17 protein-coding genes are annotated in these 14,962 nt (G+C 62.4%); 12 read left to right on the plus strand and 5 right to left on the minus strand.

Annotation, left to right across the window (positions count from 1 at the left end):
* Nucleotides 1-20: 20 nt before the first annotated feature.
* Nucleotides 21-1,400 carry an ATP-binding protein gene (locus ACSQ3G_RS12160; RefSeq protein WP_436110216.1) on the plus strand — a complete coding sequence of 460 codons (1,380 nt, stop codon included), beginning with the start codon at nt 21-23 and terminating at the stop codon, nt 1,398-1,400.
* A gap of 19 nt (nt 1,401-1,419) precedes the next feature.
* Complete coding sequence (locus ACSQ3G_RS12165; RefSeq protein WP_436110217.1) at nt 1,420-2,001, plus strand: DUF1349 domain-containing protein; 582 nt, start codon at nt 1,420-1,422, stop codon at nt 1,999-2,001.
* Nucleotides 2,002-2,048: 47 nt separating this feature from the next.
* Here the strand turns inward: ACSQ3G_RS12165 and ACSQ3G_RS12170 are convergent, their stop codons facing one another.
* The 4 genes from ACSQ3G_RS12170 to ACSQ3G_RS12185 form a co-directional block, all read right to left on the minus strand.
* Nucleotides 2,049-2,414: a tRNA-binding protein gene (locus ACSQ3G_RS12170; RefSeq protein WP_436110218.1), complete on the minus strand. Its 366-nt coding sequence runs from the start codon at nt 2,412-2,414 to the stop codon at nt 2,049-2,051.
* A gap of 10 nt (nt 2,415-2,424) precedes the next feature.
* A complete protein-coding gene (gene proC / locus ACSQ3G_RS12175) occupies nt 2,425-3,243 on the minus strand; it encodes a pyrroline-5-carboxylate reductase (RefSeq protein WP_436110219.1) in 819 nt (272 codons plus the stop codon).
* Nucleotides 3,243-3,743 (minus strand): type III secretion system chaperone family protein, encoded by a 501-nt coding sequence (locus ACSQ3G_RS12180; protein ID WP_046632999.1) that lies wholly within the window; start codon nt 3,741-3,743, stop codon nt 3,243-3,245. The genes proC and ACSQ3G_RS12180 overlap by 1 nt, the downstream gene beginning before the upstream one ends.
* Before the next feature lie 867 nt (nt 3,744-4,610).
* Entirely contained in the window at nt 4,611-4,865 is a 255-nt protein-coding gene (locus tag ACSQ3G_RS12185) for an accessory factor UbiK family protein (RefSeq protein ID WP_037076291.1), read from the minus strand.
* A gap of 190 nt (nt 4,866-5,055) precedes the next feature.
* Between ACSQ3G_RS12185 and ACSQ3G_RS12190 the strand changes: the two genes are divergently transcribed.
* From ACSQ3G_RS12190 to ACSQ3G_RS12235, 10 genes are all read left to right on the plus strand, one after another.
* Complete coding sequence (locus tag ACSQ3G_RS12190; protein ID WP_046632997.1) at nt 5,056-5,346, plus strand: ArsR/SmtB family transcription factor; 291 nt, start codon at nt 5,056-5,058, stop codon at nt 5,344-5,346.
* Nucleotides 5,347-5,359: 13 nt separating this feature from the next.
* On the plus strand, nt 5,360-5,752 hold the full coding sequence (locus tag ACSQ3G_RS12195) for a VOC family protein (RefSeq protein ID WP_046632996.1): 393 nt from the start codon (nt 5,360-5,362) through the stop codon (nt 5,750-5,752).
* 152 nt (nt 5,753-5,904) lie between these two features.
* Nucleotides 5,905-6,729, plus strand: a complete 825-nt coding sequence (lgt, locus tag ACSQ3G_RS12200) for a prolipoprotein diacylglyceryl transferase (RefSeq protein ID WP_436111709.1) — start codon at nt 5,905-5,907, stop codon at nt 6,727-6,729.
* 13 nt (nt 6,730-6,742) lie between these two features.
* Nucleotides 6,743-7,843: a class I SAM-dependent methyltransferase gene (locus tag ACSQ3G_RS12205; protein WP_436110220.1), complete on the plus strand. Its 1,101-nt coding sequence runs from the start codon at nt 6,743-6,745 to the stop codon at nt 7,841-7,843.
* A 133-nt stretch (nt 7,844-7,976) separates the two neighbouring features.
* Complete coding sequence (pgeF, locus tag ACSQ3G_RS12210; protein ID WP_436110221.1) at nt 7,977-8,771, plus strand: peptidoglycan editing factor PgeF; 795 nt, start codon at nt 7,977-7,979, stop codon at nt 8,769-8,771.
* Between the two features lies 1 nt (nt 8,772).
* Nucleotides 8,773-9,924: a M24 family metallopeptidase gene (locus tag ACSQ3G_RS12215; protein ID WP_436110222.1), complete on the plus strand. Its 1,152-nt coding sequence runs from the start codon at nt 8,773-8,775 to the stop codon at nt 9,922-9,924.
* Between the two features lie 83 nt (nt 9,925-10,007).
* Nucleotides 10,008-10,775 (plus strand): hypothetical protein, encoded by a 768-nt coding sequence (locus tag ACSQ3G_RS12220; RefSeq protein WP_436110223.1) that lies wholly within the window; start codon nt 10,008-10,010, stop codon nt 10,773-10,775.
* Between the two features lie 150 nt (nt 10,776-10,925).
* Nucleotides 10,926-11,858, plus strand: coding sequence for a ribose-phosphate pyrophosphokinase (locus ACSQ3G_RS12225; RefSeq protein ID WP_105437731.1), 933 nt, complete (start codon nt 10,926-10,928; stop codon nt 11,856-11,858).
* A 63-nt stretch (nt 11,859-11,921) separates the two neighbouring features.
* The gene (locus ACSQ3G_RS12230) at nt 11,922-12,392 is read left to right on the plus strand and encodes a Kazal-type serine protease inhibitor family protein (RefSeq protein ID WP_436110224.1); all 471 of its coding nucleotides are present in this window, start codon (nt 11,922-11,924) and stop codon (nt 12,390-12,392) included.
* Nucleotides 12,393-12,506: 114 nt separating this feature from the next.
* A complete protein-coding gene (locus ACSQ3G_RS12235; protein WP_037076303.1) occupies nt 12,507-12,764 on the plus strand; it encodes a hypothetical protein in 258 nt (85 codons plus the stop codon).
* An 8-nt stretch (nt 12,765-12,772) separates the two neighbouring features.
* Here ACSQ3G_RS12235 and ACSQ3G_RS12240 read toward each other — a convergent pair whose 3' ends face one another.
* Entirely contained in the window at nt 12,773-14,836 is a 2,064-nt protein-coding gene (locus ACSQ3G_RS12240) for a putative bifunctional diguanylate cyclase/phosphodiesterase (RefSeq protein WP_436110225.1), read from the minus strand.
* Nucleotides 14,837-14,962 lie beyond the last annotated feature (126 nt).

Here is a 14,962-nt window from a genome sequence, read left to right on the forward strand (position 1 = left end):
CGGCACAGGCTGAAGGCAGGATGGCACTTTTCGACCCACTGAAGCGCGACATGGACCGGCTCATCTTGCCGGGCTGGCGCCCGATGACCCGCTGGCTGCGCCGCCGCCTGCCGACCGGCCTCTACACCCGTTCGCTTCTGATCGTCATCCTGCCGATGCTGCTGCTGCAGGGTGTCGTCGCCTCCGTCTTCATGGAGCGGCACTGGCGCATGGTGACCGAACGCCTGTCGGAAAGCACGGTGCGCGATATCGCCGGCATTATCGAGGTGATCCAGGCCTATCCGCAGGACAGCAACTATGACGCCATCAGCCGCATCGCAAGCGACGCGCTGAACCTCACCATCGCGGTCGAAGAAAACGGCCAGCTGCCGCCGCCCCGCTCCCGCCCCTTCTTTGAGATCCTCGACGACATCCTTGCCGAACAGATCACCCGCCAGATCCAGATGCCCTTCTGGATCGACACGATCGGAGACAGCCGGCTTGTCGAAATCCGTATCAAGTTCGATACCAGGGTGCTGCGCGTCTTCGTCCGCCGCGGCTCCACCTATGCCTCCAACACCCATATCTTCCTCGTCTGGATGATCGGAGCGGCCGTCGTTCTGGTGATAATCTCCATCCTTTTCCTGCGCGGCCAGATCCGGCCGATCCTGACGCTCGCGCGTGCCGCCGAAAGCTTCGGCAAGGGACAGAAGACCGATGGTTTCGCTCCCCGCGGCGCTGACGAAATCCGCCGCGCCGGCCTTGCCTTCATCCAGATGCGCGAGCGCATCGAGCGGCAGATGGAGCAGCGCACCGCCATGCTCGCCGGCATCAGCCACGACTTGAGAACCATCCTCACCCGCTTCAAGCTGCAGTTGGCGCTTGCCGGCGACAAGCCGGAACTGGCCGGCATGAGCCAGGATGCCGACGACATGCAATCGATGCTGGAAGGTTATCTCGCCTTCGCCAAGGGCGAAGCGGAAGAAGATTTCGGCGAACTGCGGTTGAGCGAACTGCTTGAAAAGCTCCGGTCGGAATTCGCGCTGCACGGCAAGACCATGACCTACGAGATCGATGGCGAGGACGAAATCGCGGTGCGGCCGAATGCTTTTGCCCGGCTTGTCGGCAACCTCGTGTCCAACAGCGAGCGTTACGCCAAGACGCTCCATGTGGACGCACGGCATAGTGCCAAGTGGCTGACGCTGACGCTCGATGACGACGGTCCGGGTATTCCGCCGCAATCTCGTGAGGACGTCTTCAAGCCGTTCTACCGCCTGGACGAGGCTCGCAACCTCAACGCGTCCGGTACCGGCCTCGGCCTTGCGATCGCCCGCGACATCGCCCGCGCCCATGGCGGCAATGTCACGCTCTCCGACAGCCCCCGCGGCGGCTTGCGCGCCGTCGTCCGCGTCCCAGCCTGATCATTCTTTCGAGGAACCGATGCCGATCGACCTTTCCCACATGACCTGGCTGAACCCGCCGCCGGAAAGCCGTGAGGAGAACGGCAGTCTGGTTGCCCGCTCCGGCTCCGAGACCGACTTCTGGCAGGGCACCTATTACGGCTTTCACCGCGACAGCGGCCACTTCCTCCATCGGAACCGAAGCGGCGACTTCACCGCCGAAACCTCCTTCGTCGGCCGCTACGAGGCGCTCTACGACCAGGCAGGCCTGATGATCCGCCATGACGAAAAACACTGGATGAAATGCGGCGTCGAATTCACCGACGGCGCCCGCCATTTCAGCGTGGTGGTGACCAACGGTCACTCCGACTGGTCCGCCTTCCGCCTCACCGACGATTTCGAGGAAATCTCCGTCCGCGTCACCCGCATGGGCGACGCCCTCTTTATCCAGTACCGGACCGACACCCAGCCGGACTGGCGCATGGCGCGGCTCGCTTTCTTCCCGCCCGAGCTCACCGACCTCTCCGTCGGCATGACCTTCTGCTCGCCGCAACGCGAAGGCTTCGAGGTCGAGTTCCGGTCGTTCAGGCTAACTGAGGTCGACAGCCGCGATATCCACTGACGATCCGCGCAGTCCATCAGGCGGGATGAGGCGCATCAGCGCTCGAGCTAAATCAGCTTCCGGCCGTTCGGCACCGGCTGTTCGACGGCCGCAAGCACGATTGCGCCATTCTCGTCCTCGAAACCGAGGGTCAGCACTTCCGAGCGGAATGGCCCGATCTGCCGCGGCGGGAAATTGACAACTCCCAGCACCTGCCGTCCGACAAGCGTTTCCGGCGTGTAATGCACGGTGATCTGTGCCGAGGATTTCTTGATGCCGATCTCCGGGCCGAAATCGATCCTCAGCTTGAAGGCTGGCTTGCGGGCTTCCGGAAACGGCTCGACCTCGATGATCGTGCCGACGCGGATATCCACCTTTTCGAAGTCACTGAAAGTGATCTTCTCGAAGTCGGAATAGGTGATGTTCTCAGCCATTCGAATTCACTCAGGCGCCGAGCTCTTCGGCTCTGTCGCGGGCAGCCGCGATCGCCTTGTCGAACAGCGGCTGCATGCCGTCGTCGGCCATCAGCACGGCAAGTGCCGCGGCCGTCGTGCCGTTCGGCGAGGTGACGTTCTGTCGAAGCCTGGAAGCGTCGTCCGGGGACTGGTAGAGGAGCTCACCAGCCCCCGAGACAGTTTCCCGCGCAAGCCGCATGGCGAGGTCCGCCGGCAGGCCTGCTTTCCGGCCTGCTTCCGCCATGCACTCCACGAGATAGAACACGTAAGCCGGGCCGCTGCCCGAAACGGCGGTCACGGCGTCGATATCCGCTTCGCTGGAAACCCATTCCACCGGCCCGCTGACCTTGAGCAGGGATTGCACCGTTTCGCGCTGGGCGTCGGTAACCTTGGGATTGGCATAGGCGCCGGTAACGCCGCGGCCGATCATGGCAGGCGTATTCGGCATGGCGCGCACCATCGCCGCCTCGCCGAGATGCTTTTCGAGATAGGCGAGCGTCTTGCCGGCGGCGACCGACACTACCGCCGTGCCGGGCCCGACGACAGACTTCAGAGGCGGCAGGACCGCATCCATGAGCTGCGGCTTGACGGCAAGAAACAGGATGTCGGCGGAAGCACCATCGGGCACCGACGCAAAATGACGCGCGCCGGCTTCCGAGATCATCGTCTTCATGGCGTCCGAAGGCGACGGATCGATGACCGTCACGGACGTGCCGGGCACGCCCTTCTTCAGCCAGCCGGACAGCATGGCGCCGCCCATATTGCCGGCGCCGATCAGAATGATGGATCCCAAATGACCCAATGCCATCAGCATTCGCCCACGGTTTCGAACAGAACGGCTTCCATGGCGGCTTTCGCCTCCATGCCCGACCATACGACAAACTGGAACGCCTGGTAATAGGATTCGCAGGCGTCGAGGGCGCTCGAAAGCAGCACTTCGACCTGCTGGTTGTTGGGTTCGGCACCGCCGGCCAGCAGCAGCGACTGCCGGAAGATGACCACGTCTTCCTGGCGCCATACGTCGAAATGGCCCATCAGCACCTGGCCGTTGACGTGGCTCAGCAGGCGGATGACCTCGTTGACGCGGGCGTCGGGAATTTTGAGGTCGAAAGCGCAGGCGAGATGCAGCGCTTCGAACTCCTCCATCCAGGAGAAGGAAACATGGTAGTCCGTCCAGCGGCCTTCCACGGTCATGGCGATCTCGTCTTCACCCGACCGTTCGAACGTCCAATCGTTCGAGGCAGCAACGAATTCGATCATATCGACCGGATTCGACTGGCGTTCGATTTCCATTTCCATAAGCGTCATGCGGCACCTTCTTGACCGGAATGAATGCGAATTCGTGCGGTAAAACGCCAAAAACACGCGAACACTAACCGGGAACAACACTGTCGATGATCGTCCGACGCTTCCAGAATAACGCAGTCACCCTGTCTGGAGCTTACCAAGCCGTTTCGAATCATCCTTTAAAATCAGTGTACCTAGACGGAGTCCGGCTGCCAGCCCCTTCCTCGGTTTTTACATGGGCAAAACTCCAAACATGGTTCGCAGCGGAGATCAGGACGGAGTCATAAGCGACTCTGGACACTGGCTTTTTTGAATGTGTCCACAGGGCGTCATTTTTTTCGTTTCAACGCCTGCGCCCGCGCCGAAAATCTGTTCGGCACGGTACGATCGGAGAGCCCACACGAATGCGGAACCTCATAGTAAAATAATAATATGGCTCCGCATTCGCGTGGCCTTCGGCGTCTTGTCGAGGCTTCCGGCCCCTACAGGTGATCATCTCGCCTCGCTGCGTGGCTTCGTTCGCGCCCATCCTTTCGGGATAGGCCTGCCACTTGCACGGCTCAACCGAACCGGACATGGCTGTCCGGGGGAGGCTTGATAGGAATGGTCGTCTTGCGACGAGCACTCCATGGCTTTCACCTCCCTCACTTTCCCCGCACGTTACGGATCGAATGAGGGCGCCGGCCTCCGCCTGCCCGCGAACGTCTCGCGAAACACTCCGGCGACGGAAGCACTGGGATTGTAGGCATGGGTTGGGAGAGCGGGGAAGGTATTAGATGCGCTGCTTTCCTCTCCCCTTGGGGAGAGGAAGAAAAAACAGCGTCTTAGCCGACAAGCTGAGTGCCGGATTTTACGGGAGAGAGGCAGATCATCCCCGGAAGACGCAGGTCACTGTCCCGAAAGCTTCGCTTCCAGCGCTTCGATCCGCGCCTTCAGCGCCTCGTTCTCGTCGCGGGCGCGGGCGGCCATTTCGCGGACGGCCTCGAATTCCTCGCGCTTGACCACATCCATATTGTTGAGAAACCGCTCGGCCTGGGCATGGAATGCCGTTTCGACCTCCTTGCGCACGCCCTGGGCAGCGCCGGCCGCATCGGTCATCAGCCGCGCGAAATCGTCGAGAATGCGGTTCGTGCCGGTTGCCATGGTTTTGAACTCCCATATCGTCTGGCCGGCAATCCGGGCCGGCGAATGTCCATAGGGATCAAGTAGGGCCTGTGCGGGCCGCTTGCAAGCATCATCCGAGGTACCGGTCGCCCCATCTCGGACAAATCGTCGCCTGCCGCACAGTCGGCCCTTCCTTGACATGCAATAATTTTATTGCATATTCGATGCCATGAACGATGACGATCTCGATCACATTTTCAAAGCGCTTGGCGACCCCACTCGCCGCAAGATCATCGATCGCCTGCGCGAACGCCCTGGCCAGTCATTGTTCGAAATCTGCGCTCTGTTTTTCGCGGAGAATGGCATGGCGCTTTCGCGCCAGGCCATCACCCAGCACATCGACATGCTGCAAAAAGCCGGACTGGTTCGTGTCGAATGGTCAGGCCGGACCAGGATCCATTCTCTCGATCCCGGTCCGTTGCGAGAGGCTGTTGACCTGTGGCTCCGCCACCATCTCTAGAAAGGATGTTTCCATGAGAATCTACGTCACGAGCGTCCTTGTGGACGACCAATCGAAAGCCCTGGACTTCTACACACGCGTGCTGGGGTTCAAGGTGAAGCACGATATCCCCATGGGGGAACACCGCTGGCTGACCGTCGTCTCGCCCGAAAATCCCGAAGGGACCGAACTGCTTCTCGAGCCGAGCGAACACCCGGCCGCCAAGCCCTTCAAGGCGGCGCTCGTCGAGGACGGTATCCCCGCAACGTCGTTTCAGGTCGACGACATCGATTCCGAATATGAGAGGCTCGTCTCGCTCGGCGTCTCCTTCACCCAGAAACCGATGGATGCCGGCCCTGTCCGTATGGTGGTGCTCGACGACACCTGCGGAAACCTTATTCAGTTGATACAGATGAAGGATAACTGAGGTTCCCGGCAATCGCCGAACTTCACTGGGGTTAAAGGCGCAATCCCCGAGATTCGCCTTGACCGGCGATGAGCGCAACGCCATGTTCCGCGACAATTCGGTTTGTATGAGAACCTTGTAATTTGTACGAAGCGCTTCATCTTTTCGCTCTGATGCCGTTCCCGAATATCGATCCGGTGGCCTTCTCCATCGGACCGCTGGCGGTCCATTGGTATGGGCTCGCCTATGTCGCCGGCATCCTGCTCGGCTGGTTTTATGCGCGTCGGCTGGCGGCGAACGGCTCGCTGTGGAAAGACGGCCAGTCGCCGATCACGGCCGTCCAGCTCGACGACTTCCTCGTCTGGGTCGCAGCCGGTATCGTGCTTGGCGGCCGCATCGGCTATATCCTCTTCTACGACATGGGGGCCGTGGCCGCGAACCCCATCCGCGCGATCGAGATCTGGAACGGCGGCATGTCCTTCCACGGCGGCTTCATCGGCGCGACGATCGCGATGATCATCTTCGCCCGCCGCAATACCATTCCCGTCTGGAGCATGTTCGACACGGTCGCCGCCGTCGTGCCTTTCGGCCTGCTCTTCGGCCGCCTCGCCAATTTCATCAACGGCGAACTCTGGGGGCGCCTCAGCAGCGCGCCCTGGGCCGTAGTCTTCCCGACCGGCGGCCCGTTCTCGCGCCATCCGAGCCAGCTCTATGAAGCCGGCCTGGAAGGCATCGTGCTCGTCCTTGTCCTTGCCCTGCTGATCTTCCGTTTCAAGGCGCTGAAGGTCCCTGGCACCATCGCCGGAACCTTCGTTATCGGTTACGCGCTCTGCCGCATCTTCGTGGAATTTTTTCGCGAACCGGATGCGCAACTCGGTTATCTGCTCGGCACCAGCTGGCTGACCATGGGCATGATCCTGTCGCTGCCGATGATCGCTGCGGGTGTCTGGGCCATTCTCCGTGCCCGCGCGGCGGTAACGTCCGCGGCGAAGGCTTGAGGGGGCACATCCGGTGAGCACTCCCCTCACAGAGAAGATCAAGACCCTGATCCGCACCAACGGCCCGATCAGCGTGACCGACTATTTCGCGCTGTGCCTCGCCGATCCGGAATACGGTTATTATCGCACCCGCGAACCTTTCGGCCGCCATGGTGACTTCATCACCGCGCCGGAGATCAGCCAGCTGTTCGGCGAGATGGTCGGCGTCTTCATGGTGCATGCCTGGCAGCAGCACGGCACGCCGACGGGCGTCCGGCTGGTGGAGATCGGCCCCGGCCGCGGCACGATGATGGCCGACATGCTGCGGGTGATCAAACGCATCGCGCCCCGGTTTTTCGAAGACCTGCACGTGCATCTGGTCGAGACCAGCGAGCGCCTGCGCGGCGTACAGCGCATCACGCTCGAAGCCTTCTCCACCAAAATCTCCTGGCACGAGAGCTTTGAGGACATTCCCGAAGGTTTTACGCTGATCGCCGCCAACGAGCTGTTCGATGCGATCCCGATCCGCCAGTTCGTCAAGACGCCGACCGGTTTTCGCGAACGTCTCGTCGGCCTGACCGCCGAGGACGAACTCGGTTTTGCCGTCGGCATCGCCACGCTCGACCCGCAGCTGCTGCCCTCGCCCGTCGCCGGCGTTCCCGACGGCACGATCTTCGAACTTTCCCCGGCCCGCCAGGCGGTGATGCTGACGCTATGCGAACGCTTGCGGACCTTCGGCGGCACGGCTCTGATCATCGACTACGGCCATCTGGTCACCGGTTTCGGCGATACGCTGCAGGCCATCCGCCACCACGACTACGATCCGCCGCTCGAAAATCCCGGCGAGGCGGATCTCACCAGCCACGTCGATTTCGAGGACCTCGCGCGCATTGCCGTCTCCACGGGCGTTCACCTGAACGGCGGCCTGCACCAGGGCGATTTTCTTTTCGGCCTCGGCCTTGCCGAGCGGGCAAACGCGCTTGCCAGGGACAAGGAGCCCACCGAGCAGCGCCTGATCGCGGCCGCCGTCGACCGGCTGGCCGGCGAAGGCGCCGGCAAGATGGGCGAACTCTTCAAAGTCATTGCGGTATCGAGCCCGGCATTGAAGCTGATGCCGTTTCGCGCGGTGGAGTAAACCGCGGCCGTCAATTCATCAACCGATTGACATCCGCCCTTTTCTTGCGCCACTCTCGCCCTAGATCGAAGCAGTGGGCAGGCCTTGAGAGAGCGCCCAAAACCTCTTCAAATCAACGGGATAGACAACGCCGATGCAGGACATACCCTTGCCGGAGCCAATCGAGAGCCCCCTGTTGAACGACAGGGCCGGCACCCGTATCCGCCACGGTTTCTTCACCCGCAAGGGCGGCGTTTCGCAAGGCCTCTATGCCGGCCTCAACGTCGGTATCGGCTCCGACGACGACCGTGCGAGGGTCACCGAGAATCGGGCCCGCGTTGCAGCGTGGTTCGGCCTGCCGCTCGAAAAGCTGGCGACCGTGCATCAGGTCCATTCGCCCGACGTCTTCGTCGTCGACGAGACCTATGCCGGCGAACGGCCGAAGGTCGACGCGATGGTGACGAGTGTGCCGGGCATGGCACTCGGCGTGCTTGCTGCCGACTGCGGCCCGATCCTGTTTGCCGACGGCGAGAACGGCGTGATCGGGGCTGCCCATGCCGGCTGGAAGGGCGCGTTGACCGGCGTGCTCGAAAATACCGTCGAGGCGATGATCTCGCTGGGTGCGGCGCGCGAAAACATCACCGCCGTCCTCGGCCCCTCGATCGGTCCGAAAAGTTACGAGGTCGGACCGGAATTCGTCGAACGGTTCCTGAGCTACGACCCCTCCTACGAGGCTTTCTTCACGCCGTCATCGAGTGCGGGGCATTCTATGTTCGACCTGCCGTCGCTGACCATCAAGCGATTGACGGCAGCAGGCGTGCGGGCCCAAAGCCTCGGTCTCGATACCTATCCGGATGCGGAACGGTTCTATTCCTACCGCCGCACCACCCATGCCAAAGAGCCGGATTACGGCCGCCAGATTTCAGCAATCGCACTTCGGGAGAATTGATATGGCCCTGCATTTCGAGAGGAGCGAATACGCCGACCGGCTGACGCGGCTGACGGAGAAGATGCGCGCCGACAAGCTGGATGCGCTTTTGATCTTCGCCCAGGAAAGCATGTACTGGCTGACCGGCTACGACACGTTCGGCTACTGCTTTTTCCAGACCCTGATCGTCAAGGCGGACGGGGCGATGACGCTGCTCACCCGCTCGGCCGACCTGCGCCAGGCCCGCCACACCTCGATCGTCGAGAACATCGTCGTCTGGGTGGACCGGGTGAATGCCGATCCCACCCTCGACCTCAAGAACCTGTTGAGCGACATGGACCTGCTCGGCGCCAGGATCGGCGTCGAATACGATACCCACGGCATGACCGGCCGTGTTGCCCGCCTGCTCGACAACCAGCTCGCCACCTTCGGCCAGATCAGCGACGCTTCCTATCTGGTCAGCACGCTGCGCCTCGTCAAAAGCCCGGCCGAGATCGCCTATGCCAGGCGCGCCGCCGAGCTTGCCGACGACGCGCTCGACGCGGCGCTGCCGCTGATCAAGGCCGGCGGCGACGAGGCGGAGATCCTCGCCGCCATGCAGGGCGCGGTCTTTCTCGGCGGCGGCGATTATCCCGCCAACGAATTCATCATCGGCTCCGGCACCGACGCGCTGCTCTGCCGCTACAAGGCCGGACGCCGCAAGCTCGACGCGACCGACCAGCTGACGCTCGAATGGGCCGGTGCGGCCGCGCATTACCATGCGGCGATGATGCGCACGGTCATCGTCGGCGAGCCGTCGCCTCGCCACCGCGAGCTCCACAAGGCCTGCCTCGAAACCATCACGGCGATCGAGGAAGTTCTGCACCCCGGTCAGACTTTCGGCGACGTCTTCGACACCCATGCCCGCATTCTCGACGAGCGCGGCCTGTCGCGTCACCGCCTCAACGCCTGCGGTTATTCGCTCGGCGCGCGGTTCTCGCCTTCCTGGATGGAGCACCAGATGTTCCACTTCGGCAATCCGCAGGAAATTCTGCCGGACATGACGCTGTTCGTGCACATGATCATCATGGATTCCGACAGCGGCGCCGCCATGACCCTCGGCCACACCTACCTGACGACCGAAGGCGATCCGCAGCCACTTTCCCGCCACACCCTGGAGCTCATTCAGCGCTGAACGCTTCGAAAATCAGGCAATTGACAGGTTGGGAACGCCAACCCTAAGCTCCGGCCGAGGAATCTACGGCAGGGGAGACGGATATGCGGCTTTTCGGAACACTGCTGTCCGCTGCCCTGCTGGCGCTCATGCTTGCCTCCTGCAACACGACGGAAGCATTGACGCCGCAGGCGAATGTCGGTGGCGGCGCGAGGGCCTCCTCGCCGGTGACCCAGGCCGAAGCCGACCGGATGGCGAGCTCGGCGCAGCCGGAAACCTATAGCGGCGGCTATCGCTCCGGCCCCCAGAACACGCTCGAAGCCCAGGCGCGGGCGCTGGAATCCGGCAGCGCCGTCTCGCCCTCCTCCTCCGGCGCCCCGCCGCAATGGGAGGGCCAGGGGAGCCAGGGCCAACAGCAGACCCAGGCGCAGCAACCTCAGGCGCAGCAGCCCGCGCCCCAGCAGCAACAATCCGGTCAACAGCAGAGCGCCTCACTGCCGCCCGCATCCGGCCCGACCGTCCGCTTCCTGCCGATCATCGGCGCTCCGGTCCAGGCGGTGACGCCGCTGTCCCGCCAGCTCGGCGCTCAGGCCCGCGCTAACGGACTGACGATCCGGCCGTCGAGCGACAGCAGCACCGAGCACATCCTGAAAGGCTATTTCTCCGCCTTCTCCGACAGCGGCAAGGTCACCATCGTCTATGTCTGGGATATTCTCGACGGTTCCGGCGCCCGGCTGCACCGCATGCAGGGCCAGGAAAGCGTGCCCGGCAGCGGCCAGGACCCCTGGACATCGGTCCCCGCCTCGACCATGGAGACCATCGCCGCCAAGACGATCCACGACTATGTGGCCTGGCGCCAATCCCGGGGCTGAACGGTCCGGCCGGCCGATCCTGGACTGAACCTCAAAAGCCACGGGTCACAGTTTCTTCATAAAAAAGAGTGAGCGGGTGCGAAACGCACTTGCATTCGAAGGCCGCGGCGGTAAAAGGCCCGCATCCAGCTTCAAAACAGGCGGACCGCAATGAAGGTTTTCGCAGGCAATTCGAACCGGCATCTCGCCGACGCGATCTGCAGCTATCTTAATGTTCCAGTCGGAAAAGCCAGCGTAAGGCGATTTGCAGACCAGGAAATCTTCGTTGAAATTCAGGAAAACGTGCGTGGCGAAGATGTCTTCATCATCCAGTCCACGTCCTTCCCGACCAACGACCACCTGATGGAACTGCTGATCATGATCGATGCGTTCCGGCGGTCCTCCGCCCGGCGCATCACCGCGGTCCTGCCCTATTTCGGCTACGCCCGCCAGGACCGCAAGGCCGGCCCGCGTACCCCGATCTCGGCGAAGCTCGTCGCCAACCTGATCACCGAGGCCGGCGCCGACCGCGTCCTGACGCTCGACCTGCATGCAGGCCAGATCCAGGGCTTTTTCGATATCCCCACCGACAATCTCTTCGCGGTGCCGGTGCTCGCCCGTGACGTCAAGGAACACTACGACCTCAACAACGTCATGGTTGTCTCGCCCGACGTCGGCGGCGTGGTTCGAGCGCGTGCGCTCGCCAAGCGCATCGACTGTCAGCTGGCGATCGTCGACAAGCGCCGCGAACGCGCCGGCGAGTCCGAAGTGATGAACGTCATCGGCGACATCTCCGGCAAGGACTGCCTGCTGATCGACGATATCGTCGATTCCGGCGGCACGCTCTGCAACGCGGCCGAAGCGCTTCTGAAAAACGGCGCCACCAGCGTCACCGCCTACATCACCCACGGCGTGCTCTCCGGCGGCGCGGTTGCCCGCATCGCTGCTTCCAAGCTCAAGGAATTGGTGATCACCGACTCGATCCAGCCGACCACGGCCGTCCAGTCGGCGCACAACATCCGGGTTATCACCACCGCCAACCTGCTTGGCGAGGCGATCAACCGTACGGCAATGGAATCCTCCGTCTCCAGCCTGTTCGACTGACCTTCTTCTGCCACAAGTATTTGGATAGACTCGCCTCCGAACGCAAACTGAGGGTGAGTCGCGATGTCTTCCTTGATCGGCCTGTCGAAGAAACTGGCCATTTTCCTTCTGATCCCGCTGCTGTCGGCATGCGTCGATAGCAGCAGCCGGCCTGGCGGCTATTATCCGCCGGAACGGCCTCGTCCGGACTGGAACCGTCCCCAGAGACCTGATCGCCCGGATTGGGACCGCCCGGGAACTCCGGATCGCCCCGGCAGGCCGGACCGTCCCGACTGGGATCGCCCGCAGAGACCGGACCGCCCGGACTGGAACCAACCCGGCAGGCCCGATCGTCCCGACCGCCCGGATCGCCCGGATCGTCCGGACTGGAACCAGCCTGGCCGTCCCGGCAGGCCCGGAGAGCCCCGCTTCTGCACGCGAGAATACCGTCCCGTCTGCGGCCAGCAGGGTGGACGCACCCAGACTTTCCCGAACGCCTGCGAAGCGGCAAACGCCGGCTACAGCGTCGTCGCGTCCGGCGAGTGCCGCCGCTAGAGGGCCTGTCTGAAGTAACTGTAAATCGTCGATGGAAAACGCCGGAACCTGGTTCCGGCGTTTTGCTTTGTGCCAAAGCTTCGGCTAGAAGGCCCCCCGAAGAAGGAGACAAGCATGGCCGCTCGCGACCGTTATTCCCGAAAGCTCGAATGTTCCCAGTGCGGCAATGTCGGTTTCGCCGAGGTTTCCGAGACCGACGACAGGCGGCAGGGCAATCGCGATTTCCGCATCGATGAGCTGCCGAAAGGTTTTCTGACGGAATTCGCCTCGACCGATCCGCGCAAATACATGATCCGCTGCAGCCAGTGCGGCCACAAGTTCCGTTTCGAACAGAAGACGGTCTATGCCCCGGGTGGTGAACCGCGGCGCTGACGCCGAGCTCAGGCGACCTTGGCGGCCAATCGGGCGCTCTCGTCCCGGGCTTCACCATTGACGATATGCTCGATCCCGGCCCGCGGGCCGGGCTTGCCGAACAGATAGCCCTGGACCTGCATGCAGCCTTCCTTGCGCAGGAAGGCGATATGCGCATCGGTCTCCACCCCTTCCGCAAGCACCGGGATGTGGAGACTCGAGGCAAGGATCAGCGTCGAGCGCACGATCGCCGCCGACTGTTCGTTGTTGGAAAGTCCGTCGACGAAGGTTCGGTCGATCTTGATCTTGTCGAACGGGAAGGACATCAGCGTCGAAAGCGACGAATAACCGGTGCCGTAGTCGTCCATGGCGATCTTGACGCCGAGGCTCTTCAGATGGCGAACGATCTGAAGCGCCCGCTGATGGTCACCAATGATGCCGGATTCGGTGATCTCGAGCTCCAGCCGGTCAGCGCCGAGCCCCGTCTCTTTGAGGATATCGCGAACCTTGGTCGGAAATCTCGGATCGGCAAGCTGCTGGGCGGCGACGTTGACGGCAATGCCGAACGGGTTTTTCCACGTCGCAGCCTCCAGGCAGGCGCTCCGGAGCACCCATTCGCCAAGCTCGACGATGAAGCCGGTGCGTTCTGCGATCGGGATGAATTCGCCGGGATTGACCAGGCCGCGTGTCGGATGGTTCCAACGCAGCAGAACCTCGAAACCGACCACCTCTTCGGAGAACGTATCGTTTTGCCGCTGATAATAGAGTTCGAACTGCCCGGCCACGAGACCGGAGCGCATGTCCATGGCAAGCGCGTTGCGTTCGCGGGCAGCCTGGTCCATCGAGGAATCGTAGAAGCACACCACGCTGTCGCCGGATTGCTTGGCGCGATACATGGCGACATCCGCCTGCGCCACGAGATCGTCGATCGTCTTTGCTTCCTCGGGGTAGAGCGCGATACCGACGCTCGAGCCGACTGTGAGCGTATTCCCGTTCCACTCGATCGGCTTGCAGATTTCGGCAAGCAGGCGATTGGCAAGCGTCATCGCGTCGGAGCGCTTGTAGTACAGATGCTTCAGCGCGACGAACTCGTCGCCGCCGACACGGGCGATGAATTCGCCCTCGCCGACCGCCTGGGCAAGCCTGCCGCCGATCCTGCGCAAGACCTCGTCGCCGGCCGCATGGCCGTGGACGTCGTTGACTTCCTTGAAGCGATTGAGATCGAAGGAAAGCACCGCGATGCGGGAGGCGAGGTCGGCAGGACGCATGGCGATATCGGCGAGCTGCTCGTTGAAGGCGGCGCGATTGGCAAGCCCTGTCAGCGCATCGTGCAGGGAAAGGCGGCGATACTGTTCGACGGCGGCCTGGGTCGTGCGGGCATCGATGAGGTAGGTCGCCGCCGTCAGCGCCAGCAGGATCAGCATCAGCGACAGCACGCCGAAACCGAGCACGACCGGCGGAACGGCCTCGTTCTGCAGCAAGGCGCGGGGGTCAAGGACGACATCGATCGCGCCCATGGCGGTGAAATGGGTCGTGGCGATCGCCAGGATCATCGCCAGCACGGAGCTGTATTTGCAGAAGCGCGTCACCGGACGCACGACGCGGTTGGTCGTCAACACGCCGAATAGACCGGCAAAGATCAACGATGCAATGACGTAGCCGCGATCCCAGTCGATGCTGCCCTGCACCTCATAAGCGGCCATGCCCGTGTAATGCATCGCAGCGATGCCAAGCCCCATCACCATCCCGCCGGCCTCGGCAAGCAGGGACCGGCCGCCATAACTTGCAATACTCAGCCCGATCGTGGCCGTGGCGACCGCGATCATGAAAGAAAAAAGGGTTTGAGCCGGCTCATATCCCGCCTGCCCACCTGATAGATAACCGAGCATGGCCAGAAAATGCGTCGTCCAGGTGGTCGATCCCCCCATGAAGCCCGCGAGAAAAAGCCAGATGGCCTTCTCGATCCCGTTCCCTCTTCGGGCGCGGGAAAAAAGCCGGATGGTCAGGAAGGAGCCGATCACGCAGATCAAAACCGCGGAAGCGATATACCGAAGATCGTGCTCGACGAAGATGCAGGAAAAAACGCGAAACATGAATGCTTGATACTTTTCAACTGTTTTGATTGAGAAGTTCTAGCACCGAAACATGTTCGAAACGTTCCTTGGAATGGTAAATGCCGGCTGACTGGCAAACGTACAGCCGGCATAAGAAGGTGTGGA

The organism is Neorhizobium tomejilense (assembly GCF_964254135.1).
GTDB classification, from domain to species: Bacteria; Pseudomonadota; Alphaproteobacteria; order Rhizobiales; family Rhizobiaceae; genus Neorhizobium; species Neorhizobium tomejilense.

Coding starts and splice junctions, on each gene's coding strand:
- ACSQ3G_RS12160 (WP_436110216.1), top strand. CDS start 21: ATGGCACTTTTCGACCCACTGAAGCGCGACATGGACCGGCTCATCTTG.
- ACSQ3G_RS12165 (WP_436110217.1), top strand. CDS start 1,420: ATGCCGATCGACCTTTCCCACATGACCTGGCTGAACCCGCCGCCGGAA.
- ACSQ3G_RS12170 (WP_436110218.1), bottom strand. CDS start 2,414: ATGGCTGAGAACATCACCTATTCCGACTTCGAGAAGATCACTTTCAGT.
- proC (WP_436110219.1), bottom strand. CDS start 3,243: ATGGCATTGGGTCATTTGGGATCCATCATTCTGATCGGCGCCGGCAAT.
- ACSQ3G_RS12180 (WP_046632999.1), bottom strand. CDS start 3,743: ATGACGCTTATGGAAATGGAAATCGAACGCCAGTCGAATCCGGTCGAT.
- ACSQ3G_RS12185 (WP_037076291.1), bottom strand. CDS start 4,865: ATGGCAACCGGCACGAACCGCATTCTCGACGATTTCGCGCGGCTGATG.
- ACSQ3G_RS12190 (WP_046632997.1), top strand. CDS start 5,056: ATGAACGATGACGATCTCGATCACATTTTCAAAGCGCTTGGCGACCCC.
- ACSQ3G_RS12195 (WP_046632996.1), top strand. CDS start 5,360: ATGAGAATCTACGTCACGAGCGTCCTTGTGGACGACCAATCGAAAGCC.
- lgt (WP_436111709.1), top strand. CDS start 5,905: ATGCCGTTCCCGAATATCGATCCGGTGGCCTTCTCCATCGGACCGCTG.
- pgeF (WP_436110221.1), top strand. CDS start 7,977: ATGCAGGACATACCCTTGCCGGAGCCAATCGAGAGCCCCCTGTTGAAC.
- ACSQ3G_RS12215 (WP_436110222.1), top strand. CDS start 8,773: ATGGCCCTGCATTTCGAGAGGAGCGAATACGCCGACCGGCTGACGCGG.
- ACSQ3G_RS12220 (WP_436110223.1), top strand. CDS start 10,008: ATGCGGCTTTTCGGAACACTGCTGTCCGCTGCCCTGCTGGCGCTCATG.
- ACSQ3G_RS12225 (WP_105437731.1), top strand. CDS start 10,926: ATGAAGGTTTTCGCAGGCAATTCGAACCGGCATCTCGCCGACGCGATC.
- ACSQ3G_RS12230 (WP_436110224.1), top strand. CDS start 11,922: ATGTCTTCCTTGATCGGCCTGTCGAAGAAACTGGCCATTTTCCTTCTG.
- ACSQ3G_RS12235 (WP_037076303.1), top strand. CDS start 12,507: ATGGCCGCTCGCGACCGTTATTCCCGAAAGCTCGAATGTTCCCAGTGC.
- ACSQ3G_RS12240 (WP_436110225.1), bottom strand. CDS start 14,836: ATGTTTCGCGTTTTTTCCTGCATCTTCGTCGAGCACGATCTTCGGTAT.